This is a genomic window from Chryseobacterium sp. LAM-KRS1, from assembly GCF_013184525.1.
In the GTDB taxonomy this organism is placed as follows: Bacteria; Bacteroidota; Bacteroidia; order Flavobacteriales; family Weeksellaceae; genus Chryseobacterium; species Chryseobacterium proteolyticum.
Genome location: NZ_JAAOIZ010000001.1, coordinates 39,573 through 64,761 on the forward strand (window position 1 = coordinate 39,573; position 25,189 = coordinate 64,761).

Here is a 25,189-nt window from a genome sequence, read left to right on the forward strand (position 1 = left end):
GAATAGATTTCTTTATTTACCAAATAAATTTCAAGAAAATTTTGCGTATTTTTGAGCTAATAAATGATTAAAAAATTAGACTAATGCGTAAAACATTATATATCATCGGATTAACCGCTTTTGTTTTTTCTTGTGCCCCTCAGAAGAAAGTTGTGAAAACAACATATAAGCCGAAAAATCCAGTGACACAGCCAAAAACCGTAGTTAAAACTCCTGTTGCAGAAAAGCCGAAACCACAAATTACAAGTGATCATGGAGTAGAGTTTTTTACAACCAATATTGCAGATCCTACCAAAAATGATAATACAGCAAGTTACGGCTCCATTGTCTCCGCAAAACCGGCCGGATATAAAGTAGTAAAAACCTATTTTCCTGCGATAGCGCAAAATTTCAGACAGAGATATTTAATATTACACTATACTGCTTTACCGGATGATAAATCCATAACTGTGCTTACCCAGCAAGCGGTGAGTGCACATTATCTTGTTAATAATATAGGGGATAATCAGATTTATCAACTGGTAGATGAAAATAAACGGGCGTATCATGCAGGGATAAGCTCTTGGAGGAATGATAAAAACCTTAATGATAATTCGATTGGAATTGAAATTGTAAATACCGGATATACTACTGATGGGACCGGAAAAAGGATTTTTGCCCCGTTTAGTGATGAACAAGTAAGAAAGGTAGCTGCATTAGCAAAAGATATTGCTACCAGATACCAGATTCCGGCGACCAATGTTTTGGCCCACTCCGATATTGCACCAACCAGAAAACAGGATCCGGGACCAATGTTTCCATGGAAAAAATTATATGACGAATATCAGATAGGAATGTGGTACGATGAAGCAGCAAAACAAAGTATCTTTGAACTGGCACAAACCGATTTTACAACCCGATATAATGAGCCGTCATTTATCTTTTTAATTCAGACAGCACTTCAGAAGTTCGGGTACGGGATTGAGCCGAGCGGAAAATGGGATGATGCAACAAAGAAAACCATTGAGGCTTTTCAATATCATTTCCGCCCTCAGAATTATGATGGAATAATGGATGCTGAGACCTGGGCCATATTGCAGGCTCTCAATCAGAAGTATCCGGTAAAATAAAATGAAAAAAAGCGCATCTGTTAACGATGCGTTTTTGCTATATTTAAACGATAAAAAAATAGAAAATCTGTAATGGAAAATTTCAGAAAAGAAAGCGATTTGCTGGGAGAACTTAACGTGCCGGTGGACGCTTATTATGGAGTGCAAACCCAGAGAGCGATCGATAACTTCAAAATTTCGGGACAGCTTCTGTCTTCATATCCTGATTTTATTAAAGGATTGGCTTTTGTAAAAAAAGCTGCGGCTAAGACTAATTATGAATTAGGCCTTTTGGAAGAAGATCTTTATTTCAAGATTGCAGAAACATGTGATGAGATCATTGATGGACAACTTCATGAACAGTTCCCTGTGGACATGATTCAGGGAGGAGCCGGTACTTCGATCAACATGAATGCGAATGAGGTAATCGCCAACAGGGTTTTAGAAAAATTAGGAAAGAACAAAGGAGAATATCAGTATTGTTCGCCAAACGATCATATCAATCTTTCCCAATCTACCAACGATGCTTATCCTACAGCTATTAAAGTTGGACTTTTACGTATGAATGTACGATTGGTTGAAAAACTGGAAAAAATAGTAGCCGCTTTTCGTGCTAAAGGAGAGGAGTTTCACGATGTTATTAAAATGGGCAGAACTCAGCTTCAGGATGCGGTTCCTATGACTTTAGGACAGGAATTTGAAGCATTTGCTGCTAATCTGGAAGAAGATATTTCTAAACTGAATAATAATGCCGATCTCTTTGTTGAGGTCAATATGGGAGCGACTGCTATTGGAACAGGGATTAATGCTCCGATCGGCTATGCCTCTCTTTGTGCTAAAAATCTGGCTCAGCTGACCGGTTTTCCGATTGTTTCCGCACCAAACCTTGTAGAAGCAACTCCGGATACGGGATCTTATGTGATTTATTCTTCTGCTATGAAACGTCTTGCGGTAAAACTATCCAAGATATGTAATGATTTAAGGTTGTTAACTTCAGGTCCGAGAGCGGGTCTTTTTGAAATTAATCTACCTCCAATGCAGCCGGGATCATCGATCATGCCGGGGAAAGTAAACCCTGTGATTCCTGAAGTGGTAAACCAAGTATGCTTTAAGGTAATAGGAAATGACCTTACGGTAACTTTTGCTGCCGAAGCAGGACAGTTGCAACTGAATGTAATGGAGCCGGTACTTTCTCATGCGATTATGGAGAACATTAATTTCCTTTCCAACGCTTTGGATACACTTCGTACAAAATGTATAGTTGGCATTACCGCTAATAAGGAAGTTTGTTTGAATATGGTAAAACACAGCATTGGTATTGTGACTGCACTTAATCCTTACATTGGATACAAACAATCGACACAAATCGCTAAAGAAGCATTGGAGACAGGAAAAAGTGTATACAACCTTGTACTTGAAAAAGGAGTGCTTACTCAGGAGAAGCTTGATGAAATTCTTGATCCTAAGAACATGCTGATGCCGCATAACAAATAAAATTGGTTATTACCTAAGAATAAAATAATATAAGATCTTCATCTGAAAATATTCAGGTGGGGATCTTTTTAATACAACCGGACATTGAGGTTTTTAATTATAATTCCTGCACACAACGAAGAGGATCATCTTCCATTTACCCTGGATTCTTTACAGCAACAACGTTATAAGGATTTCAAAGTTGTGGTTACCAATGATGGCTCCACAGACCATACCCCTGAAATTATTAAACGATATACAGATACAGATTCCCGTTTTGAAACTGTCAACCTGCAGAAGTCGGCTCATCAGCCGGGTTCCAAAGTAGTTAATGCTTTTAAAAAAGGGTTAGAAACTCAGGATTTGGATCATTTTGATATAATCTGCAAGTTTGATGCGGATATTATTTTGGACGAAAATTATCTTGAAACAATAGAAAAATCTTTCAGCAATAACCCCAAATACGGTTTGGTAGGTGGTCTGCTGTATGTAGAAAAAGAAGGAGATTGGGTTTATGAGGGAAATTCAAATAAAAATCATGTCAGGGGCCCGTTGAAGGCGTACCGCAAAGAATGCTTTCTTGAGATCGGTGGATTAAGGGAAACATTGGGCTGGGATAATATAGACTCTATACTATTGGAGCATTTAGGATGGAAAGAAGTCGTTCTACCGGAATTAAAAGTAAAGTTGATTAAAGTAAAAGGAGCTGATTATACAGTCAGGGAATCGGATTATTACGGACGTTATTTTTACTTTCTTGGGCTAAACAGATTTCTGGCATATGTTGCATCCTTAAAGGAAGCGATGAAAATCAGATCTGTGTCATTTTTTTTCTCTATCATTAAAGCCTATGAAAGCTGCAGGTCTAAAAAACTGGAACTGAAAATCAGCAAAGAAGAACAAAAGGTTATTAACAATAAACGATGGGAGACTTTAAAAAAGAAATGGCTTTGAGGATAAAATAAATAAAAACATTTTGAAAAACATAGCTTACATAGAAATAGATACACATGCTGAAATTGCCCGTGCTTTCATGGATATTATGAAAGGTTCGGAAGAGTTTACGGTAGACTATTATTTTTCAAAAAAAATCAAAGATCAAATTAAGGAAGATGGCGAAACGATTTTTTTGTCTGACAGTTCCATGATCAGTGATCAGCTGAAAGCAAAAAATTATGATATCATTATCATCGGGACGGCACATCGTTATTTCAGTACTTTCCTCGCGATTGTTCAGAAATATAAAGCTGCTGTTATTACCCATAACCTGAATTTTCCTCAATCCTCAAAATTAAGCTTAATCAAAAGTATTTTCAAAGAAGACTTTATTTACAGGCTTAAATTATGGTGGAAAGAAGGTCTTTTCTATTCTTCAAAAGTTTACCAGCATGCAGGTCATCTTCTTGTGTTGGATAATGCGCTCTGTACGGGTAAATATCAGTTTCTTCCCCTGTTTTATACTTCCAATTTTAATAGGGTTCAACAGGATGATGTCAATATTGTAATTCCAGGAGGAGTCTCTCAGAAAAGAAGGAATTATGATCATATTTTTAAAACAATCCGGACTTTAAAAACAGATCAAAGATTCACTTTTATATTTCTTGGGAAAGCTCAGGGTGAAGAATTGAAAGCGCTTGAAAAATTATCCGGGAATTTACCTGCCAATATTACCATACATTATTTTAAAGAAAGGGTTTCGGCAGAAGATTATGACCTATGGATGGCAAAAGCAGATGTATTATGGTGTCCTGTTCAGCAGCAAACTGAATTTTTCAGTCAGAAAGAGATTTACGGAAAAACCAAAATGACCGGAAATGTCGGAGATGCGATCAAATATGGAAAATTGGCTGTTTTTCCTAAAAACTATTCCTCGCAATTGGATTTTATCATTCCGGAAAATGAGAACATTGCCGAGCAGTTTCAACAGCTTAAAAGACAGAGTTTTGACTTTCATAAGAACTATAGTAAAGAAAGTATCCGGAAAAAGCTCGGGGATGTTTTAAATGGTCTTATTTAAACTTAAATATCCCTTTGATGAAAGCTGCGTTCAGATAATCCTCAACAGGGAATATTTTTGTGAAATAATTTCCGATATAAATAAGCACCAAAACCACGCTTGGTTTGTAGATCAGGTTAATGAAATTATTATTGAAAGTAGGCAATACAATAGCCACGGTAATTGCTAACGTACAGATAATAGACACAAAGATCATCTCAATAGATAAGGGTGAAACCTTAAACACGAAATAATTAAAGGCTATTTTAATGACATTATAAGTAGTTAATGAAATGGCCGTCGACAAGGCAATTCCAATTAATTTCAGATCGGTATGCTTAATGAAATAATAGTTAAGTCCTATTGTTAAGCCTGCGAGAAGAAGCATAACTACGATGTTGAAACGATAGTATTTTGAAAGAGAAATAATATTTCCGTTGAATCCTGTTGCGAGATCTATTAAAACCGCTGAACCCCAAATCCAGACTACAGGTTCATATTCCCTGAGCATTGTTCCGTTCTTGGGCATGAACTGAGTAAGAAATGGGAACCCTACCATAATGCAGGAAAATAATATGGCCCCTAGAAAATATAATGATAGTGAGGTTTTTTTATGAAATCTGTCCAGTTCTTCCATATTCCCTTCCGCTAATGTTTTGCTGATGATCGGAGCAGAAATATTAAATAATCCCAGTTGTGGAATAGAGATGAGCGAAATCAGCGCGTACAGGACAGCGTAGATCCCATTCTCTTCCATTCCCATGAATTCACCGATCATGAAACTGTTAATCGCCAGGTAATTTCCAAAGGTTCCTAAAAAACCGAAGAAACTGTAGTTCGTAAATTCTTTCCAGAAATTATTTTTTTTGAAATAGTCGGTACTGAAGTCGAGTTTAATCTTTTCTAACCTGTTCGTATAATAAATATACCCTAAGAGCATCAATGCGAACATACCAAAGAAAAAGGCAAAAGCGATCCGTTGAGACACAAGTAAATATGAAAAAAGGCAGAAGGCTCCTAGGTTTGCTATTTTAGGGAAAATATTGTCGAAGATATTGGAGACAACAATTCTCTTATAATTTGAAGTGTATTTATTGAATAGGGCGCAGAGTGATAAAATCAAAACCATAGGTAAAATAATTTCCTTACTTTTCCAGGCTTCAAGCTTTGTAAACTTGGGATAAATCAACGGAATGATGAAGAAAACAATAGCAAATACTGCAAAATTAATCAGAATGGTGAGCAATGAGATGGAAAGCATATTTTGCTTTTTGCCATCCTTTTCTACCCTGTGGAAAAATTTAACGTTAGAATAAGAAATTCCCAATACAACAAAGGGAACAAGCATTTCTGCAGTAGGCAAAATGTAGCGAAGCTTTCCGTAAAATTCAAAATTGCTCGGAAAGATGAATATGGCTGATACGGTACCTAACAAGAAGCCTATATAACCGATAATGGAATATTTGAATCCTTGTCTTGCTACTACACTCATAAAGATATTTTAAAAGGTTTTGGGTATAAAAATAATGTTGTTGATATATTCCGTTTTGTTTTTTTCGTCACTTGTATTTCGGACCAAAATTTCCTCCGTAAGCTTTTCAAGCCTGAAAAGGGATCGGTCTAAATAATGCGCTTCATAACCCCAGCTTTCTACTTCGGAAATCTCTCCCCAAATAGGCTTGTCATGATGTCTTTGTTCCATTTCCACCATAAGGGTTGGTAGGAACTTTAGGATGGTTTTCTTTCCACCGAACAGGGTTTTCATCTCATTTCCTTCAACATCTATCTTGACGAAATCCAGTTTTTTAAGATGTTCTTTTTCTGCCCAGTCGTCCAATTTTGTGACCGTTACTTTTTCTGTGTAACTCTTTTCCTCACCTTTTTCCTTATACGAAGTATTCAGTGTTCCCCTTGAAGCTACCATTTTTCCATTGATGATGGGAACTTTAAACTCAGCAACTGTATTTTCATCCGAAAGTGCTAAAGAAAGAAGATTCATAGAAGGAAACAATCTTTTTAAGCGGGTATACAATTTATAGTTAGGCTCAAAAGCATAAATATGCTGAGGTTTGAGTTTATGTTCCAGCTGGTATAAAAATGTACCTACATTGGCACCAATATCAAGAATCACATCGTCTTCCGACAGATATTCTTTGATCCACACCAGCTCCGGTTCTACATTTCGTGCTGAAAAGTTATCCTTTGAAAGGTGATGTAAACTTTTAAAATATCTGCTTTTATAAAAACTTGGACTGATGTACTGTAAGTTTTCTGCAATTCTTTGGTATAAAGACATCCTTGATTATTTGACAGAAAGCAAAGATAATCAAAAATGTTAAACTCATGTTAATTTTGTTTAAATCTAACGCATTGATTTTCAATTAATATATACATGTCTGTTTTATTTTAAAAGAATGTGTAACTGGTTGTAATTCTTTTATTTCAGGCATGTTTAAAATAGATTCTTGTAGTTACAGAAAAGGGGTATTGAGAAAATCATTGAATGGCTTCATAAGTTTGAAAACTTTGGTTAGCTCCTTAACGGCATTTTTATCCAAAACTGTTTCATCCTTGATGTTGTACACAACAATAAAATTTTTCAGTTTTAAATATTCTGCCATCGGATCTTCTTTCTCGAATCCCTGGGGTATCTTTTTTAACTGGTCACTTTGATCCAGTTCAGGGAAATGCTTTTTAAAATCTTTGTTATTAACAATTTTAATAAAGTCATCAGCATATAAGGAGATCTCTTTTCGTACTTCTTTTAAAACTGATGATTCAGGCATATAAATACCTCCTGCCAAAAAAGACTTTCCCGGTTCCAGGTGAAGATAGTAACCTCCTTTCTGGCTTCCTTTTCCCATTCCTAATGACGCTCCAAAGTTTGTTTTATAAGGTATTTTATCTTTTGAAAAACGGGTATCTCTGTAAATCCGGAATAGAGCTTTTTTAGCATCTATTTTAGCAAGCTCTCCATCGAACGCCGACATTTCTTTAATAAGGTCTTCCAGAAATGCAACCACATTTTCCTGTGATTCGGTGTAAAGATGTTTATTTTCATTAAACCACTCGCGGTTGTTATTTTTGGATAATTTTTTGAGAAAATCAAAGGTTTTTGTAGAAATGGTGGCGGACATGTTTTTTTATTTTAATCAAATTTAAGTAAATCTATTCATATGTCAATGCCTCAATCCGATCAGGATTTGAAGCATTAAAACAGGATGATGTGCAGAAACTATCTTTTTATGGCAAGACAGCAAATACGATAAAAAATCCCGTTGTGAAATGGCAAATGGTGTTTGCATAACAGAAAGTCTCACAACAATAATTGAAGATCTTTCTTTTACATATTTCATGCAATTTTCGGGAATATTAAAATAAAAAAATTATAATTCCTGATTTTATTTTTGAAAATTCATTAATCTCTACGAAAAAATCAATCCAATTTAACAAAAAAAAATATTGTTTAATATTTTTTTAACATAACGGTTTATTTTTTGCGTTTAATTTTTTAAAAATTAAAAATATATTAAAGTATTCTGAAATTAAGATTCGTTATTTAACACTTTATTCAAAATAAAGTCAAATATTAATTGTATCTTTGCAAAAATTTTAAAATATTTAATGAATTTATTTACGGAGTCCAATTTAAGTCCTGACATCCTTAAGGCTATTGGCGAAATGGGTTATGAAAGCCCGACAGAAATCCAAAAACAGACTATCCCTTTTATTCTTTCAGATATACGCGACTTGATCGCACTTGCGCAAACTGGGACAGGCAAAACAGCAGCTTTTTCGCTTCCGATTTTGGATATGATTGACGATACGAGTCGCAAAATCCAACTATTGGTGCTTTGTCCGACACGGGAATTATGTCTTCAGATTTCTAAAGACATAAAGAATTACTCTAAGTACATGCAGAATATCAAATCTACAGCAGTGTACGGAGGTAGCAGTATTATGGACCAAATACGTTCTTTGAAGGAAAAACCACAAATTATTGTAGGTACTCCTGGAAGAGTAATTGATTTGATTAACAGAAAAGCACTTGATTTTTCTGCGATCCATTGGTTGGTTTTAGATGAAGCTGACGAAATGCTTTCAATGGGTTTCAAAGATGAATTGGAAACAATTTTAAGTGAAACTCCTGAAACAAAACAAACTTTCTTATTCTCTGCAACGATGAATAAAGAAGTGGAAAGAATTTCTAAAAATTATCTTACAAAACCTCACCGTATTTCAGTGGGTTCTATTAACGAAGTTAAAAAGAACATTAAGCACGAATACTATGTGGTAGGATATCGTAATAAAAAAGAAGCTCTAAAGAGATTAATTGACGCAAACCCTAATCAGTATTCCATTATTTTCTGTAGAACAAGAATGGAAACTCAGGAAGTGGCAGATTTCTTAATGCAGAACGGTTATGCAGCTGATGCACTTCATGGTGATCTTTCTCAGGCGCAGAGAGATACGGTAATGAAGAAATTCAGATTGAAAAATATCGACATTTTGGTGGCTACCGATGTAGCAGCAAGAGGTTTGGATGTGAACTCACTAACTCACGTTATCCATTACTCTCTACCTGATGATCCTGAAGTATTCGTTCACAGAAGTGGTAGAACGGGTAGAGCTGGAAAAGACGGTATTTCTATGGCTTTGATTAAACCTGAAGAAAGCAGAAAGCTAAAACAGATTAAATCAACAACAAAGATTGATATTGTTGAAAAAACAATCCCTACAGGTGATGATATCATCAAAGCACAGGTAGGAGGCGTTTTCGAAAAGCTATTTACGGAGCATGAAGACTTATTTGAGTTTGACGACAGCTTGATTCCGGATCTTAGCAAATTCACGAAAGAAGAGTTGGTACATCAGTTACTGCAGTTCCAGTTGAAAGATCTTGCATTGTACTATAAAGATAAGCATGATCTTGCTGAACAGAAATTCAGTACCAGAGATGATGATTACTCAAGAAGAGACAGAGGAAGAGATCGTGACCGAGACAGAGGAAGAGACCGTGATAGCAGAGGTGGAGACAGAAGAGATCGTGGAGGAAAACCTAGAAGAAAGAATGAAGATATGGTAAGATTCTTCTTCAACCTTGGAAAGAAAGATCAATTGAAGAAACTGGATGTTTTGGATATTATCAATAAAGCAACTGCCGGAAATGGTAAAAAGAGAGCTGAAATTGGTGATATTGAAATTTTAGAGAAATTCTCATTCTTTGAAATTGAGAAATCATTTAAGGGAGAGCTTTTGAATAATATTTCTTCAATGAAATTCAGAGGAAAAGATATGAGAGCTGAAGAAGCTAATTAAAACTCATTTTTATATAATATAAACCGGCTTATAGCCGGTTTTTTTGTTTGATAATCAGCACTTAAACCAATGTTAACAAAACTTAATGTTATATACTTTTTGGTAAGGTGCTTTTTTAGGAAATTTGCAGACGAATTATAAATACTTAAAAATGGGAATTGGTAATATTTTCCACGCTTTTCAGCCTAAAGATAAAATCTTCTTCGTGCTTTTCGAAAAAGTAACTGAAAATCTAGTAGCAATGTCTGAAGAGTTCAACAACGGGGTGAAAGATTTTGACCTTAATGACGACTCTATGTTGAAGAAAATGAGCGACTACGAACACAAAAATGATGAGCTTACGCACGAAATCTTTATTGAGCTTGGAAAAAACTTTATAACTCCTTTTGACCGTGAAGATATTCACACTTTGGCCACAGGTTTAGATGATATCGCAGATTATATCTACGCTTCAACAAAATATATTTTCTTATATAAATCGCCTTTAATGAAGGCATATGCAGACTTCTCATTGTTGATTCATAAGGCATGTCTTGAAATTCAGAATGCAATGAAAAACCTGAAAGGATTCAAAAATATGGATCAGGTGAAAGAAGCTTGTATCAAAGTAAACTCTATTGAGAATATTGCTGACGACTTACTTTCCAACTCAATGGTAGAATTGTTTGAAACAAACGACGCTATCAATATCATCAAAGTTTCATCTGTACTTAATTATCTTGAAATAGTAACCGACAAAGCTGAAGATGTAGCTAATACTATTGAAAACATTATGATCAAATACGCATAAACAATATAACAAAAAATGGAATTTCCGATTTTACTTACGGTTATTATTGCTTTAGCTTTAATTTTCGATTATATTAATGGTTTTCATGATGCGGCCAATTCAATTGCTACTATTGTTTCTACAAAAGTTTTAACTCCTTTTCAGGCTGTGCTTTGGGCGGCACTATGGAATTTTGCAGCCTTTTTTATCGCAGCATACATCATTGGAGAATTTAAAATTGGTAATACGATTGCCAAAACCGTTAATGAAAACTTTATTACCCTGGAGGTAATATTTTCAGGTCTTGTGGCAGCTATTGCCTGGAACCTTTTAACATGGTGGTTTGGTATACCATCTTCTTCATCACATACCCTAATTGGTGGTTTCTTAGGTGCGGCTTTAATGCATGCTTTCATCCTGGATTATCATGATGTAGCAGCTGCTCAGCCCAATCTAGGTTTTATAGATACTTTCAAACAGGCATTTTATCAGGTTACAACACAAAGTGTGGTTAAATTTGATAAAGTAATTCCGATCTTCCTGTTTATTTTTATGGCACCCGTTATCGGGATGGTCATTTCAATCATTATCACATTGATTATCGTTCATCTTTATAAGAGATCAAATCCTCATAAAGCAGATAAGTCCTTTAAAAGATTACAGCTTGTTTCTTCAGCCCTCTTTAGTCTAGGACATGGTCTGAATGATGCACAAAAAGTAATGGGAATTATCGGTGCGGCTTTAATTTATTACCATGTACAGATTTTACAGGATCCTGTATACTTAAATATACCTTCTGCCGGACGATTTGATTATTTCGCAGAACATTATCTTTGGGTACCTTTGGTTTCTTTCTTGGCGATAGGTCTGGGAACAATGAGTGGTGGATGGAAGATCATCAAAACAATGGGAACCAAGATTACAAAGGTAACTCCGCTGGAAGGTGTAAGTGCTGAAACTGCAGGAGCTATTACCTTATTTATTACCGATCATTTTGGTATTCCGGTATCTACCACACATACGATTACCGGGTCTATTATTGGAGTTGGATTAACGAAGAGGATTTCCGCGGTAAGATGGGGGATTACAGTAAGCTTGCTTTGGGCTTGGGTATTGACGATTCCTATCTCTGCTATTGTAGCGGCAGTTACTTATCTTTTGGTAGCCTTTCTTTCCTAGATATTAATTTAAAATTACAATACTGAACTTTGTCCAAATGGGCAAAGTTTTTTGTTTTATAAAGATTTGAAAAATCGTATTTTTGTTGGAAATTATTGGATTTTATGGAATTTTTAGACAAGTACCAACAGCTGGTTGCTGACGCTATTACCAAGTACACTTTTAAAGACAAACCTGCGGAATTATATGAACCGATGAATTACATCATTTCCCATGGTGGAAAACGTCTGCGACCTATTATGGTTCTGATGGCTTGTGACTTATTTGGTGGTGATCTTAAACAGGCTATTAAGCCGGCTTTGGCGATTGAATTTTTCCATAACTTCACATTGATTCATGATGATATTATGGATGAAGCTCCTCTGAGAAGAAATAAGCCTACTATTCATACTTTACATGGAATTAATGTAGGGATCTTATCCGGAGACGGGCTGATGCTGAAGGCGTATAAATTTTTTGAAGACCTTGAACCGGAAATATTTAAAGCCTGTATCCGAATATTTACCCATACCGGGCTCCTATTATGTGAAGGACAGCAGTACGACATTAATTTCGAAACACAGGAAGATGTGACTTTCGATGATTATATCAGAATGATTACTTATAAGACCGGAGTATTAAGTGCTTCATCTTTTGAGATCGGAGCTTTAATTGCTAAAGCTAATTTTAAAGATGCCAAATCCATTTTTAATTTTGGAAAACATATAGGAATTGCTTTCCAGATCATGGATGATTACCTAGACGTTTTTGGAGATCAGGCTCAGTTTGGAAAAAAACATGCAGGTGACATTTATGAAAATAAGAAGACTGTACTTTATCTTCTGGCAAGAGAACACGCCACGGAGGAAGAAAGAAAAGAATTGGATCACTGGTACTCTAAAAAAACCGATAATATCGATAAGGTGTACGGAGTAGAAAAGATCTTCAGAAGAACAAAAGTAGATGAAAAAGCATTGCGTTTAATTGAAAAGCACAATGAAATAGGGCAGAGTTATCTTAAAAAAATTAATATTCCTGAAGAAAAGAAAAAGCCATTCATAGAACTCGCTAATTATCTTTTAAGAAGGGAAAGCTAATGAGTCGCTGATTATTAAAGGTTTTGGTAAGGAGTTGTTTAGGCTTCTTCTTCCACCTTTAGCTTTAGCCTCTTATATTTACAATGAAATTCAGAACCGAAGTTGACATCAAAGAATCTGCAAAAAAGATTGAAATTGAAGATAAAATATTTTCAATAGGTTCCTGTTTTGCCTCAGAGATGTCGGATCTGCTTCACCAGGGACAGCTTCAGACGGTCAATAATCCGTTTGGAACCCTGTTTAATCCGTTTTCGATCAATAACGCAATACAAAGGCTTCATGATTCACACTTTTATGAAGAAGAAGATTTAATCACGTTTAATGACGAATTTATTTCCCTTGACCATCATACGAAATTCGATACAAGGTATATTCATCAGACACTGGATAAGATCAATGGCCATTTAGAAGAAGGGAATCTCTTTTTGCAGGATACTAATTGGGTTATTATAACCTATGGAACCTCCTTTATTTATGAATTTCAGCCTAAAAACAAGCTGGTAGCCAATTGTCACAAAATTCCACAAAAATTCTTTAACAAAAGGTTGCTAACCCATCAGGAAATCACAGATTCTATTTATCAGACCATTTTTAGCCTGAAAGATATCTGTAAAGAAGATGTTCAGATTTTGTTTACGGTTTCTCCCGTAAGACATACCAAAGACGGTATGATGGAAAATCAGTTAAGCAAATCAAAATTGATATCTGCAGTACATGAAGCTATTTCAGGGATTGAGAACTGTCATTATTTACCCGTTTATGAAATATTGATGGATGATTTAAGGGATTATCGTTTTTATAAAGAAGATATGATTCATCCCAATTCTCAGGCTGTTCAGTATATCTTTGATAAATTTGGAGCTGCTTATTTTGCGGAAGACACAAAGGAGTTTATCAAAGAAAATTTTAAAATCCATAAAGCCCTGCAACACAGGACAGCAGATGAAAAAGATCCTAAATATGTTGATTTTAGAGAAAAATTAAAGCAAAGAATTGAAGCTCAACAGAAAAAGGTAAAACATAAGATATTCCAGTAATGATAACAGACTTTACAAAGATTGATTATTTGGAAAGCGGTAACCAGAGGCAGCAAAGGGCTCACTTGGTGCTTACAAAATATCAGATCCTGGAAAAACTAAAAGATTTCTCACCCTTGCTTGCAGGAACTATTCCTATCGAAATTGATATTGACGGAAGCGATCTGGATATCATTTGTGAAGTTAAAGATGAAGATTTCTTTTTGGAAACGATCCGCCTTTCTCAACTTATTCCACCAGGAATTCATTCCAAAGTAGAAAAGATTAAGATAAAAGGGGAAAAATCTATTGTGATCAATTTTAATCTCGAAGAGTTTCCTATAGAGATTTTTGGTCAAGATAAACCGACTACGCAACAAAATGCTTATCGCCATATGATAGCAGAGTACACAATATTACAGGAGAAAGGAGAGGAATTTAAACAACAGATTATAGAGCTTAAGAAGAAAGGGATAAAGACGGAACCGGCTTTCGGTGTATTAATGAATTTAGAAAACCCTTATGAAGATCTATTAAAATTTTAAAATTATGATTGACACCCATACACATTTATACGCTGAAGAATTTGATGAAGATAGAAAGGAGGTTATTCAAAGGGCTTTAGACAAAGGAATTACGGAATTTTATCTTCCTGCTATTGACTCTGAGTCTCATGAAAAAATGCTTCAATTGGAAGCTGAATATCCTGGACAGGTTTTTTCAATGATGGGATTGCACCCTTGCTACGTAAAACCCGAATCCTGGGAAAAAGAACTGGCAATTGTTAAAGAATATCTTGATAAAAGAGCATTTCCTGCCATCGGGGAAATAGGAATTGATCTCTATTGGGATCAATCAACTCTAGATATCCAGGTAAAGGCTTTTGAACAACAAATCGACTGGGCTATTGAGATGGATCTGCCTATTGTAATCCATACAAGGGAAAGTTTTGATGAAACTTTTGAAGTCTTGGAAAGAAAAAAGCATCCGAAATTGAGAGGAATATTTCATTGTTTTTCCGGTAACCTTGAACAAGCAAAACATGCTATCGATCTTAATTTTTTATTAGGAATTGGTGGAGTAGTGACCTTTAAAAACGGGAAAATAGATCAGTTCCTGCAAGAAATTCCTTTAGAAAAAATTGTTCTGGAAACAGACTCTCCTTACCTGGCTCCGGTTCCTCATAGGGGTAAAAGAAATGAAAGTTCTTATCTTGATCTGGTGGTAGGAAAGCTGGTGAATATCTACAATAAAGATTTTTCTGAAATTGACAGAATCACAAGCCAGAATGCAAAACACATTTACAATTACTAGGCCTATATGAAGCTTTTAAAAGAAAATATCCATTATCTTCTTTTCCTTTCTGCTGTGTTTTTTCTATGGAATCCGGCGAAGTTTCCGGTTGATGATGGTTATTTTTATCCACAGATTGCCTATAATATGGTCAGAAATGGCTTTATGGGGTTTAATGATTTATACCTTACCAATGGCTTCCATCCTTTATGGATGGTATTCTGTGTTATTGCGGAAGCGATCAATTTTTTGGGTAAAAGTTTCTCAGTATACATTCTATGGTTTTTTCAGGTTATCTTTATCATTGCGGGATACAGATTTTTTGAAAAAACCTTATTCAAAGATTCAGTAAGTGGAAAAGTATTGAGCTTAGCATTGTATTGCTTAATTTTTTTCAGCCTTGGATCATTATATTTAACGGAAGCGCATCTCACCTTTTTCACCATTGCCTGGCTGCTTTATTTTCTTTGTAAAAGATACACCAACGATTTTCTGTTCGGATTCATTTGTAGCCTCGTTTTTCTGGCAAGGCTGGATCATATTTTTATCATTATTCCTTTAGGCTTTCTTTATTGGAAACACCGGGACTGGAATTTTCAAAGCATTTCTAAAGTAATTTTAGGATTTTTAATTTTGGCGGGACCTTATTTATTTTCCAATCAGTATTTGTTCGGAGATATGGTTCCTGTCAGTGGCAGAATAAAAAGTTCCTTTCCTAAAGCTAATCTGGATGATCCTTTTGGTTTACTCCCTGATTTATTCTTATTTGTGGGTTCCGCATATTTGATATTTTTGATTTTTACTAAAAATATACACTACCGCTCTGTCAAAATTTTATTTATTAGCGGAAGCTTTATTCATTTATTGTATAATGTATTTTTCCAGTCATATACAGGACAGTGGTATTTTGTATCACAATTTATTTTTTGTGGCTTTTTTATCAATGATATTGTTGAAAAATTTCAATTGAGAATAGTACCTGCGAGATCCAAGTTTATAATTTATTCTTTGGGTTCAACATTTTTCTTATGTACAATCGGGATTTTGAAGCTCAAGACCAACCTAAGCATATTTCATAACGTTTTTGATAACAAGTCAAAATTTGAAAAGAAAACAAAGGATATGGTAAAGAATTTGGCAGAAGATCTGGTTAACGTAGTTCCCCGAAAGTCTCGAATATATGTTTATGATTTTCCGGGTAAATTTGCTTTTTACTCCGATTTTAATTTTATACCGGCAGATGCTTTGGTAGCCAACTCTACTTTTTTTAATGAAATAAATACGCTCCGTTTTAAAGATTATCTCAAAAAAAATAAAATTAACTATATGCTCTTTCCCAGTCAACTGGAAAAAGGAAGGAACTCAATCACTTTTATGGGCATGGATGTTAAAAAGAAAAATAATCGTAATATGTTTTACTTTAGGAATACTTTAAGTAAAAAGATCATAGACAGTCTTGATGAAAATGAGTTAATTAAAGTGAAAACCTATTTAAATCCTGCAAAGACCTGGCAGGCGCAGTATGACTCGGTGACAATTTACAAGCTAAAAGAAAAATAACGAGAATAAAAAAGCTTTCAGGAATAACCCTGAAAGCTTTTTTTTATTTTTTCCTAAAGAAACTTTTATTTTTTGGCTTTTTGAAACCAATGTCTTTCTTCTGAGTAGGTTTAGGTTTTCCCTGTCCCGGATTCATAGGTTTATTATTTGAATCCCTTTTTTGTGCAACCAGGTTTTCGGTGTGGAACGGGTGGTCTTTAACCACTGGAATTTTAAGTCCGATAAGTTTTTCCGTATTTCTAAGGTTCAGCAAATCCAGACCATCTACAAAAGATAAAGAAGTCCCTTCCGAACCCGCTCTTCCTGTTCTTCCGATTCTGTGAACATAGGTTTCGGAAACATCAGAAAGCTCGTAATTAATTACATATTTCAGCTCATCAATATCAATTCCTCTTGCTGCAATATCTGTAGCAACCAATACTCTGGTTTTTCCGGATTTGAAGTTGTTTAGCGCATTTTGACGTGCATTTTGAGATTTATTCCCATGAATCGCTTCCGTTGAAATGCCATTTTTTTGTAATGTTCTTGCAATCTTATCAGCTCCGTGCTTGGTTCTTGAAAAAACCAAAACAGATTCAGAGATATGATTTTTAAGAATATGTGTAAGTAATCCCAATTTATCTTCTTTCTGAACAAAATAGACAGATTGTTTAATGGTTTCAGCTGTCGAAGAAACAGGCGTTACTTCTACCTGTACCGGATTGCTGAGGATGGAATTGGCAAGCTTTTGTATTTCAGGAGGCATAGTTGCAGAGAAAAATAAAGTTTGCCTTCTCTGTGGTAAAAGCTTAATAATTCTTTTAACGTCATGTACAAATCCCATATCCAGCATTCTGTCAGCTTCATCCAGAACAAATATCTCCAGGTTTTTAAGACTGATAATTCCTTGTGCAATGAAGTCAAGGAGTCTCCCCGGTGTTGCTACAAGAATGTCTACTCCTTTTCTTAAAGCTGCTTCTTGTGAGCCCTGTTTTACACCTCCGAAAATAACTAATTTTCTTAATGGAAGATTTCTTCCGTAAGCATTAAAGCTTTCTTCAATCTGAATAGCCAGTTCCCTTGTAGGCGTTAAAACCAAAGCTTTGATCTGATTAGTCTTTGGACGTTCTGAAAGGTTCTGGAGAATGGGAATAGCAAAAGCTGCAGTTTTACCGGTTCCGGTTTGCGCCGTTCCCAGTAGATCTTTTTTCTCTAAAATAGAGGGAATAGCCTTTTGCTGTATAGGAGTTGGTTTTTCATAACCTTCCTGTTGAAGCGCATCTAAAATGGGCTTGATGATTTTTAAATCTGTAAATAACAAAATATATTGCGTATTAAAAATAATGCGGTCGAAGTAGTATACTTCATCATTTTTAGCGAATCTGCTAAAATTGATTAACAGAATTTTTAAGTAAAATTAATTACCGAAAGGGCTGAGAATGCCGCGAAATATGCTACAAAGGTAGTTAAAATATTTGAAGTTTATTATTTTACTTCCATACCTGCGCAATTAAGGTCTGTTATCGATATTTTTAATCTTTGAAATGTACAGAAATAGGATCAACGAGTATCAGATGATCGGGGGACTTAATGTTTTATCTTCTTCCATTCCTGATTGAATCTTAGGTCGAACAGGGTTTTATAAAGAGTTGTTAATCCATAACTTCCAACTAAACCATAATCTTTAATCTTTTTGATCTTCCCGTTGTCATAGGTAATTGTTAAAGTTGACAACTGATCATCGGTCCAACTTACGGAATAATCATCTTGAAGCTCCGGAAAATTAATATAGCCAAGAATTGTTTCAATTTTTTGAAAATCCGATGCTTTTATTTGGGTTGTAAATTTTCCTTCACCTTTTTCAAAAGTTTTACGGGATTTCCTTTCTATTTTTTCAAAGGAATCATTACGGTTGATAAAATTGTAAGTCTTGGCAATAAATTGAGAGGTGCCGTTTTTACTCAATTCAAGCGTAAACACCGGACAGGTTCCAAAACAGGGCTCTGTTTCAAAAAATATTTTTTCAATAGTATACTTTTGAGGTTCCGGATTATACTCTACGAAATTATCAAATTTATAAGTCAGAATCTTATTGACGATTTTGTGATAAAAATTGTATTTCTCAGAATTAAAATCTTCGGTAACTTCATCGTAGAAAACAGAGATATAATCTTTGCCATTTATGGTAGACAATTTCGGGATTACAAAATCAAAATGATTCAGAAGTAAACTTCTGTTCATATACTTATTGTCTATATCAAAAATAACCTTTACAACTGCACTACAACTGCCTCTGGATGATTGACAGCTGTTGTCATCCCCGATAAATAATAAATCCGTTTTTCCATTATGATCAAAGTCTCCTTTATAAAAACTTTTGTCAACACCCAGACTATCAGCAGTCCTTTTTATAAGGGGTGACAAATTATCATCTTCAAAGCTCCTGATCGTTTTTAACGTAAACTCAGATAAAAAATCATCTTTTGATTGTGAACATGACCGTATAAAATTGACAGCCTCAATGTCTGTTTTGAGGCTGTCAATTTTTGATAAAGTCTTACTGCTTTGTGAAAAACAGGATTGGTAAAATAAAACTAATATGAAGAACAGTGTTCTATCCATGTAGTTTTTTCCAGATAACATCCTTAAGTTCCGTAAGTCCTTCACCGGTTACACCCGAGAAGAACAGCGGCTGCCTGTTTTCAGGAAATTCTGCTGAAATTTCTTTTTTCAGTTCATCGTCCAGAAGGTCGGCTTTTGAAATGGAAATAATAAAGTCTTTATCCAATAATTCCGGATTGTATTCTTTAAGCTCATTTTCAAGAATTTTAAACTCCTGGAAATGATCTTCAGAATCTGCCGGAATAAGGAATAACAAAATTGAATTTCTCTCAATATGTCTTAGGAATCTATGGCCAAGGCCTTTTCCTTCAGCGGCTCCTTCTATAATCCCCGGGATATCAGCCATTACAAATGATTTGTAATTTCTGTAGTCTACGATTCCCAGGTTAGGCGTCAATGTTGTAAATGCGTAATTAGCAATTTTAGGTTTTGCCGCGGATACGGAAGCCAACAATGTTGATTTTCCGGCATTCGGGAAACCTACAAGCCCTACGTCAGCTAAAATTTTAAGCTCAAAAACCACGTAACCTTCCTGTCCCTCCATTCCCGGCTGTGCGTAACGTGGGGTCTGGTTTGTTGAAGATTTAAAGTGCTCGTTACCAAGTCCTCCTTTTCCCCCTTCCATCAGGATGATTTCCTGACCATCTTCTAAAATTTCACCGATGATTTCACCCTCTTCATTTTTGGCAATGGTTCCGATAGGTACCTCTATATAAACATCGGCACCATAAGCTCCTGTTAACTGATTTTTTCCTCCGTTTTCTCCACGCTCCGCTTTCACGTGACGGGTATAACGAAGTGGAAGTAAAGTCCATTCCTGAGCATTCCCCTTCATAATAACGTGGCCTCCACGACCTCCGTCTCCACCATCAGGGCCACCTTTGGGAATGTATTTTTCACGGCGAAGATGCGCAGAACCTGCACCTCCATGACCGCTTTTACAATGAATCTTTACGTAATCTACAAAATTTGACATAATTTTAATTCAAGGTTTAATGTGTAAGGTCCAAAGTTTAAACCTTGAATATTTAACTTTGAACCTTGAATCAAAAATTTATTTTTGAATTTTTTCTACTTCAGCAAACAATTTCTCAGAAATCTCATTGATCTCACCAACTCCGTTTACCTCTACATATTTTCCTTGTTGCTTATATAATTCAGCTACTTCAGCTGTTTTCGCATAATATTCTTTAATCCTGTTCTGGATGATTTCTTCGTTGCTGTCATCAGATCTTCCACTGGTTTCTCCTCTTTTCAGCAATCTTTCAACCAAAATTTTATCTTCAACGATTAATGAAAGACAAACATCAATCTCGTCATTCAGTTCCTCTTTAACGATTTTTTCCAAAGCCGCTGTCTGTACTGCTGTTCTTGGATATCCATCGAAAATAAACCCTGCCGCATCGGTTGGTTTTCTCAATTCGTCCACCAACATGTCGATTGTCACCTGGTCCGGAACCAATTCTCCCTTATCGATGTAAGATTTAGCTAATTTCCCAAGTTCCGTGTCATTCTTCATATTGAATCTGAATAGATCACCTGTAGAGATTTGCTTTAAGTTAAATTTTTCGATGAGATTCTGAGCTTGTGTTCCTTTTCCACTTCCTGGAGGCCCGAACAGAACAATGTTTATCATTTTTATTTAATTAGATATTTTAAGTTTAAATTTCAGGTTTTGAAATTAATGGTTGATTTTACCTTCTTCTAACTGATATAAATCCGAAAGATTTCTTCCCAATTCATCGTAATCTAATCCGTAACCCAGAACAAATTTATTTGGAATTTCCTTTCCAATATAATCCAGTTTAAAATCCTTCTTGTAAACCTCAGGTTTTAGTAAGAAAGAAGCCAGTTTTACAGATTTTGGTCGTTGTGTTTCTTTGAAATATTTGAAAAGGCTTTCAACAGTATTTCCTGTATCTACGATATCTTCAACCAGAATAATATGACGGTCCTTAACATCTTTCGTCAGCTCCATCTTCTGGTAAACAATTCCCGTAGATTCCGTTCCTACATAAGAACTCATCTGGATAAAAGCAATCTCACAGTTTCCCGGATAATGCTTTAAAAGATCTGAGAAGAACATGATAACTCCGTTCAAAACTCCTATGAAGACAGGAACTTCATCTTTGTAATCCTCATAAATTTTCAGCGCTGTCGCTTTTACTATTTCCTGAATTTCCGCGTCCTTTAGATAAGGAACAAAAGTTTTGTCGTGAACTTTAATGCTTTCCATAAAAAAATTTAGTAGTTGGCAAAGTTACGGATTTTTGATTTTTGATTAAAATGTTTTTATGTTTAATCTATTATTTGCATTATATTTGCATACACAAAACCTAAAAATACGCTCATGTAGGATATAATTTCTTTCAGATTTGATCAGATGATAATCCCCCTTGGATTATTGATGTTTAACTTTAATTAGAAAGAAATCATGATTTTTCTACAAAATATATCCTATAGGTTTCCCAACAGAGACCTGCTTTTTAATCATATCAATGTAACGATCCCAACATCTTCAAAAACGGCTTTGGTCGGAAGTAATGGCATGGGAAAATCTACCCTGCTTAAAATTATAGCAAATGAAATCCAACCTTTGGAAGGGAACTTACATATTGAAGGAAATTTATATTACGTTCCGCAAATGTTTGGAAACTTTAATCATCTTACCATTGCAGAAAGCCTGAAAATTGACCAAAAACTAAATGCTTTACAGAAGATTAGCAGTGGCGAAGTAGACGACATTTATTTTGATATTCTCAACGATGATTGGGATATTGAAGATCGTTGCCAAATGGCTTTACAATACTGGCAGCTTGAGAACCTGGATTTAAATCAAAAACTAGAGGGCCTGAGCGGAGGACAGAAGACAAAAGTCTTTCTTGCAGGTTTACAGATTCATCAGCCGGATATCATATTGCTGGATGAACCCACTAACCACCTCGATCTTGAAGGACGGAGTCTTTTATATGACTATATTGCGAAAACAAGTGCTACAATAGTTATTGTGAGTCACGACAGAACTTTATTAAATCTGGTTGATACGATTTACGAATTGAGCAATCAAGGCATTTCAACGTATGGTGGGAATTTTGATTTTTATGTTGAACAAAAGGAAATAGAGGAGGAGGCATTGCATCATGACATTCATGCCAAGGAGCGGGCTTTGAAAAAGGCAAAGGAAAAAGAAAGGGAGACGTTGGAAAGAAAACAAAAATTAGATGCCCGGGGAAAGAAAAAGCAGGAAAAATCAGGAGTTGCAAGAATTATGATGAATACCCTCCGGAATAATGCCGAAAAGAATACCTCCAAACTCAAGAATATTCACGCTGAAAAGATTAGTGATCTTTCCGCAGGACTTAGGGGATTGCGTTCATCTGTGAAAAATACAGAACAAATGAAAGTAAATTTCAACGATTCTGATCTTCACACAGGGAAAATTCTTATGACAGCGGATGATATTAATTTCAGATATCATGAAAAACTCTTATGGGCTAAAAATCTGGATCTCGAAATCAGAAGCGGAGATCGTATTTGTGTGAAAGGACCGAACGGCTCCGGAAAAACGACTTTAATTAAACTTTTAATTGGTGATTTGGATGCTTCCATTGGAACTATTTCAAGAACTGATTTTAATAGTATTTATATTGATCAGGAATATTCGTTAATTGCTCAGGAAGCAACCATTTATGAATTTGCCCAAAGGTTTAATGATAATGCGTTACAGGAGTCCGAAGTAAAAACCATATTGTCCAGATTTTTATTTGGAAAAGAAACATGGGATAAAAAAGGAGAAATGTTAAGTGGAGGAGAGCGCCTTAGACTTTTATTGTGTGGGCTTTCAATCAGTAATAGGGCTCCCGATATCATTGTTCTCGATGAGCCCACAAATAATCTGGATTTGCAAAATGTAGAGATTCTTACCAACTCCATTAAAGATTATAAGGGGACGTTATTAGTGATTTCTCATGATGAAATCTTCCTGGATGAGATTGGTATAGAAAGTGAAATTGTGCTGGATTAATACAGCGATAAGTATTTTAAAAATGATACTTTTTAAGTTGCGGGGATTTTAGGGTCGATAATATTTTGGAATAATCATTCCGAAGGAGTCTAACTGTTAAATGTGAATAATGGCTTTGGAATCCTTCGGAATGATAATTTAGCACCTATTTTATTTCAATTTTCGGTAATTGATAATTTCCAACTACTTCTATTAATTTGGAAGAGTTATTTTTCAAATTATTGAAGAAACTTTCTATGTTTTCTTTATATCCCCTTTCACTAACGCCGAAAAGTAGGACTCCTTTACTTTTATTGTTTGAAATAAGTTTATAACGGTAAACATTTCTTTCTGCGATGAGTATTTCTTTCCCATCTTTCGAATTCTCAGTAATGAGAAAATCTAAGATATATTCTTCGCCGTTTTCATAGATTTTGTAATTGACGACCGGATTGGATTTTTTCAGGTTCTCAAGTTCTGTTACTTTTCGATTAATTACATCTTCAATTTTAAGAGTTCCCTGAATATAATCGATCATAACTAATGTGCCGTATTTTTCGATTTTCTCGGTTGGGCTTAGGTATTCTTGTTTGTAATAATTCTCATTAGGATGAGAGCTCCAGATTAGATTATAGAATGTATTATCAATTTTAATAGGTCCGGGAATACTCAGATACTCATTAATTTTATTTTGTGCGTCTAAAGAAAGAGAAGAGTATAGAAACAGGATAATAAGAAGGAGTGATTTTTTAGGCATGTTTGCTTTTAATTTTGTGTTGGTATTGATGATCAAATATACAATAATCAAAATACCTAAAATGAAAGAGTTATAAGAATATTTGTTACAAAAGTTTCTCAATCCACTTGTAAATATCATCCAGAACCTCTTTCCGGATTTCCTCATTCATAATTTCATGCCTCATTTCAGGATAGATACTGTAATCCACCTTAATGAATCCATTCTGTTTTAAATTATTTACTGTTTGCATAACTCCTTTTCCAAAATTCCCGATAGGATCGTTTTTTCCACTAACAAATAAAAAAGGGAAGGATTTGGAAATGGGATTTGCCCAGTTTCTTTTGGTTGCTTTTTTATACAGTTTGAATAATGCATAAAATGCATTGTTGGTAAAAGGAATTCCAGAAAGTTCATCCTGAGTAAAAGCATCTCTATTGGCTTCATTGAGGCTTAGCCAGCTTGTGTCGCCAAAATTTTTATCTTTTCTGAAATGGTTGTTGTTTACAAAATTAAAAAGTGAATTGAAAAATGTTTTTTGTTTAGGTGCTATTTTATTGGCGATTGAAAAATAGGTATTCAAAAGACAGATACCCGCTAAAGTACCTCCGGTGCCAACGATGACAGCTCCTGTAAGCCGGTTGCTAATTCTTTGAAGAAGACACCGTGTAACAAAAGAACCCATCGAATGACCGAGGACAAAATGGGGGACATCAGGATATTGATCGCTCAAGTGATCACTCATCATTTCCGCATCATCGATCAATTTTTTATCCGGTCGGTTCAATTGAAAAAATCCGATATCTTTTTTTTCTTTCACTGATTTTCCATGTCCCAGATGATCGTAAGTGATTACGGCTAATCCGTGACCGGCAAAATATTCTGCTATTTCTTTATACCTTCCGCTATGTTCCTGCATTCCATGGATAATTAAAAGACTTGCCTTTATCTCATTCGTCTCAGGGGTAAATACATTGTAAAAAAGTTTAGGCTGATCGCTGGTATTTTTAGACAAGTATCCTGTTTGATGTAATGTTCTCATATCATAAACTATCTTTATTATTCTCAAACGCTACTCAA

23 protein-coding genes are annotated in these 25,189 nt (G+C 35.1%); 13 read left to right on the forward strand and 10 right to left on the reverse strand.

The features are described from left to right. The first annotated feature begins 83 nt into the window (after positions 1 to 83). The 4 genes from G9C87_RS00185 (at position 84) to G9C87_RS00200 (ending at position 4,578) form a co-directional block, all read left to right on the forward strand. Entirely contained in the window at positions 84 to 1,109 is a 1,026-nt protein-coding gene (locus G9C87_RS00185) for an N-acetylmuramoyl-L-alanine amidase (protein ID WP_172276569.1), read from the forward strand. Positions 1,110 to 1,181: 72 nt separating this feature from the next. Next, on the forward strand, positions 1,182 to 2,582 hold the full coding sequence (gene aspA / locus G9C87_RS00190) for an aspartate ammonia-lyase (protein ID WP_172276572.1): 1,401 nt from the start codon (positions 1,182 to 1,184) through the stop codon (positions 2,580 to 2,582). A gap of 84 nt (positions 2,583 to 2,666) precedes the next feature. Further along, positions 2,667 to 3,515, forward strand: coding sequence for a glycosyltransferase (locus G9C87_RS00195; RefSeq protein ID WP_172276574.1), 849 nt, complete (start codon positions 2,667 to 2,669; stop codon positions 3,513 to 3,515). Between the two features lie 22 nt (positions 3,516 to 3,537). Then, positions 3,538 to 4,578, forward strand: a complete 1,041-nt coding sequence (locus tag G9C87_RS00200) for a hypothetical protein (protein ID WP_172276577.1) — start codon at positions 3,538 to 3,540, stop codon at positions 4,576 to 4,578. On the opposite strand, the gene G9C87_RS00205 is transcribed toward G9C87_RS00200, so the two are convergent. The 3 genes from G9C87_RS00205 to G9C87_RS00215 form a co-directional block, all read right to left on the reverse strand. After that, positions 4,571 to 6,049 carry a lipopolysaccharide biosynthesis protein gene (locus tag G9C87_RS00205; protein WP_172276579.1) on the reverse strand — a complete coding sequence of 493 codons (1,479 nt, stop codon included), beginning with the start codon at positions 6,047 to 6,049 and terminating at the stop codon, positions 4,571 to 4,573. The genes G9C87_RS00200 and G9C87_RS00205 overlap by 8 nt on opposite strands. Positions 6,050 to 6,058: 9 nt before the next feature. Then, a complete protein-coding gene (locus G9C87_RS00210; RefSeq protein ID WP_172276582.1) occupies positions 6,059 to 6,853 on the reverse strand; it encodes an FkbM family methyltransferase in 795 nt (264 codons plus the stop codon). A 175-nt stretch (positions 6,854 to 7,028) separates the two neighbouring features. Then, complete coding sequence (locus tag G9C87_RS00215; RefSeq protein ID WP_172276584.1) at positions 7,029 to 7,694, reverse strand: DUF2461 domain-containing protein; 666 nt, start codon at positions 7,692 to 7,694, stop codon at positions 7,029 to 7,031. Positions 7,695 to 8,181: 487 nt separating this feature from the next. Between G9C87_RS00215 and G9C87_RS00220 the strand changes: the two genes are divergently transcribed. The 8 genes from G9C87_RS00220 to G9C87_RS00255 all read left to right on the forward strand — a co-directional run bounded on the left by G9C87_RS00220 (position 8,182) and on the right by G9C87_RS00255 (position 16,769). Further along, the gene (locus G9C87_RS00220; protein ID WP_172276587.1) at positions 8,182 to 9,876 is read left to right on the forward strand and encodes a DEAD/DEAH box helicase; all 1,695 of its coding nucleotides are present in this window, start codon (positions 8,182 to 8,184) and stop codon (positions 9,874 to 9,876) included. A gap of 151 nt (positions 9,877 to 10,027) precedes the next feature. After that, positions 10,028 to 10,666, forward strand: coding sequence for a DUF47 domain-containing protein (locus G9C87_RS00225; RefSeq protein WP_172276589.1), 639 nt, complete (start codon positions 10,028 to 10,030; stop codon positions 10,664 to 10,666). Positions 10,667 to 10,681: 15 nt separating this feature from the next. After that, complete coding sequence (locus tag G9C87_RS00230; RefSeq protein ID WP_172276592.1) at positions 10,682 to 11,824, forward strand: inorganic phosphate transporter; 1,143 nt, start codon at positions 10,682 to 10,684, stop codon at positions 11,822 to 11,824. A gap of 104 nt (positions 11,825 to 11,928) precedes the next feature. Beyond that, positions 11,929 to 12,900, forward strand: coding sequence for a polyprenyl synthetase family protein (locus G9C87_RS00235; protein ID WP_172276595.1), 972 nt, complete (start codon positions 11,929 to 11,931; stop codon positions 12,898 to 12,900). Between the two features lie 83 nt (positions 12,901 to 12,983). After that, positions 12,984 to 13,937 carry a GSCFA domain-containing protein gene (locus G9C87_RS00240; protein WP_172276597.1) on the forward strand — a complete coding sequence of 318 codons (954 nt, stop codon included), beginning with the start codon at positions 12,984 to 12,986 and terminating at the stop codon, positions 13,935 to 13,937. Beyond that, positions 13,937 to 14,461, forward strand: coding sequence for a DUF4269 domain-containing protein (locus G9C87_RS00245; protein WP_194304217.1), 525 nt, complete (start codon positions 13,937 to 13,939; stop codon positions 14,459 to 14,461). The genes G9C87_RS00240 and G9C87_RS00245 overlap by 1 nt, the downstream gene beginning before the upstream one ends. Before the next feature lie 4 nt (positions 14,462 to 14,465). After that, positions 14,466 to 15,230 carry a TatD family hydrolase gene (locus tag G9C87_RS00250; RefSeq protein ID WP_172276600.1) on the forward strand — a complete coding sequence of 255 codons (765 nt, stop codon included), beginning with the start codon at positions 14,466 to 14,468 and terminating at the stop codon, positions 15,228 to 15,230. A 6-nt stretch (positions 15,231 to 15,236) separates the two neighbouring features. Continuing rightward, positions 15,237 to 16,769, forward strand: coding sequence for a hypothetical protein (locus tag G9C87_RS00255; RefSeq protein ID WP_172276603.1), 1,533 nt, complete (start codon positions 15,237 to 15,239; stop codon positions 16,767 to 16,769). 43 nt (positions 16,770 to 16,812) lie between these two features. On the opposite strand, the gene G9C87_RS00260 is transcribed toward G9C87_RS00255, so the two are convergent. From G9C87_RS00260 to G9C87_RS00280, 5 genes are all read right to left on the reverse strand, one after another. Continuing rightward, entirely contained in the window at positions 16,813 to 18,069 is a 1,257-nt protein-coding gene (locus G9C87_RS00260; protein WP_172276605.1) for a DEAD/DEAH box helicase, read from the reverse strand. A 266-nt stretch (positions 18,070 to 18,335) separates the two neighbouring features. Further along, positions 18,336 to 19,370 carry a DUF6438 domain-containing protein gene (locus G9C87_RS00265; RefSeq protein WP_172276608.1) on the reverse strand — a complete coding sequence of 345 codons (1,035 nt, stop codon included), beginning with the start codon at positions 19,368 to 19,370 and terminating at the stop codon, positions 18,336 to 18,338. Continuing rightward, entirely contained in the window at positions 19,363 to 20,346 is a 984-nt protein-coding gene (obgE, locus tag G9C87_RS00270; protein WP_172276611.1) for a GTPase ObgE, read from the reverse strand. Before obgE ends, G9C87_RS00265 begins: the two co-directional genes overlap by 8 nt. 78 nt (positions 20,347 to 20,424) lie before the next feature. Beyond that, positions 20,425 to 21,006 (reverse strand): adenylate kinase, encoded by a 582-nt coding sequence (locus G9C87_RS00275; protein ID WP_172276614.1) that lies wholly within the window; start codon positions 21,004 to 21,006, stop codon positions 20,425 to 20,427. 45 nt (positions 21,007 to 21,051) lie between these two features. Then, positions 21,052 to 21,606 carry a phosphoribosyltransferase gene (locus G9C87_RS00280; RefSeq protein WP_172276617.1) on the reverse strand — a complete coding sequence of 185 codons (555 nt, stop codon included), beginning with the start codon at positions 21,604 to 21,606 and terminating at the stop codon, positions 21,052 to 21,054. 198 nt (positions 21,607 to 21,804) lie between these two features. Here G9C87_RS00280 and G9C87_RS00285 point away from each other — a divergent pair, with 198 nt between their 5' ends. Then, positions 21,805 to 23,394 (forward strand): ABC-F family ATP-binding cassette domain-containing protein, encoded by a 1,590-nt coding sequence (locus tag G9C87_RS00285; protein WP_172276620.1) that lies wholly within the window; start codon positions 21,805 to 21,807, stop codon positions 23,392 to 23,394. Between the two features lie 145 nt (positions 23,395 to 23,539). Here the strand turns inward: G9C87_RS00285 and G9C87_RS00290 are convergent, their stop codons facing one another. Further along, positions 23,540 to 24,130, reverse strand: a complete 591-nt coding sequence (locus tag G9C87_RS00290) for a hypothetical protein (RefSeq protein ID WP_172276623.1) — start codon at positions 24,128 to 24,130, stop codon at positions 23,540 to 23,542. 85 nt (positions 24,131 to 24,215) lie between these two features. Continuing rightward, positions 24,216 to 25,151: an alpha/beta fold hydrolase gene (locus tag G9C87_RS00295; RefSeq protein ID WP_172276626.1), complete on the reverse strand. Its 936-nt coding sequence runs from the start codon at positions 25,149 to 25,151 to the stop codon at positions 24,216 to 24,218. Positions 25,152 to 25,189: the final 38 nt, after the last annotated feature.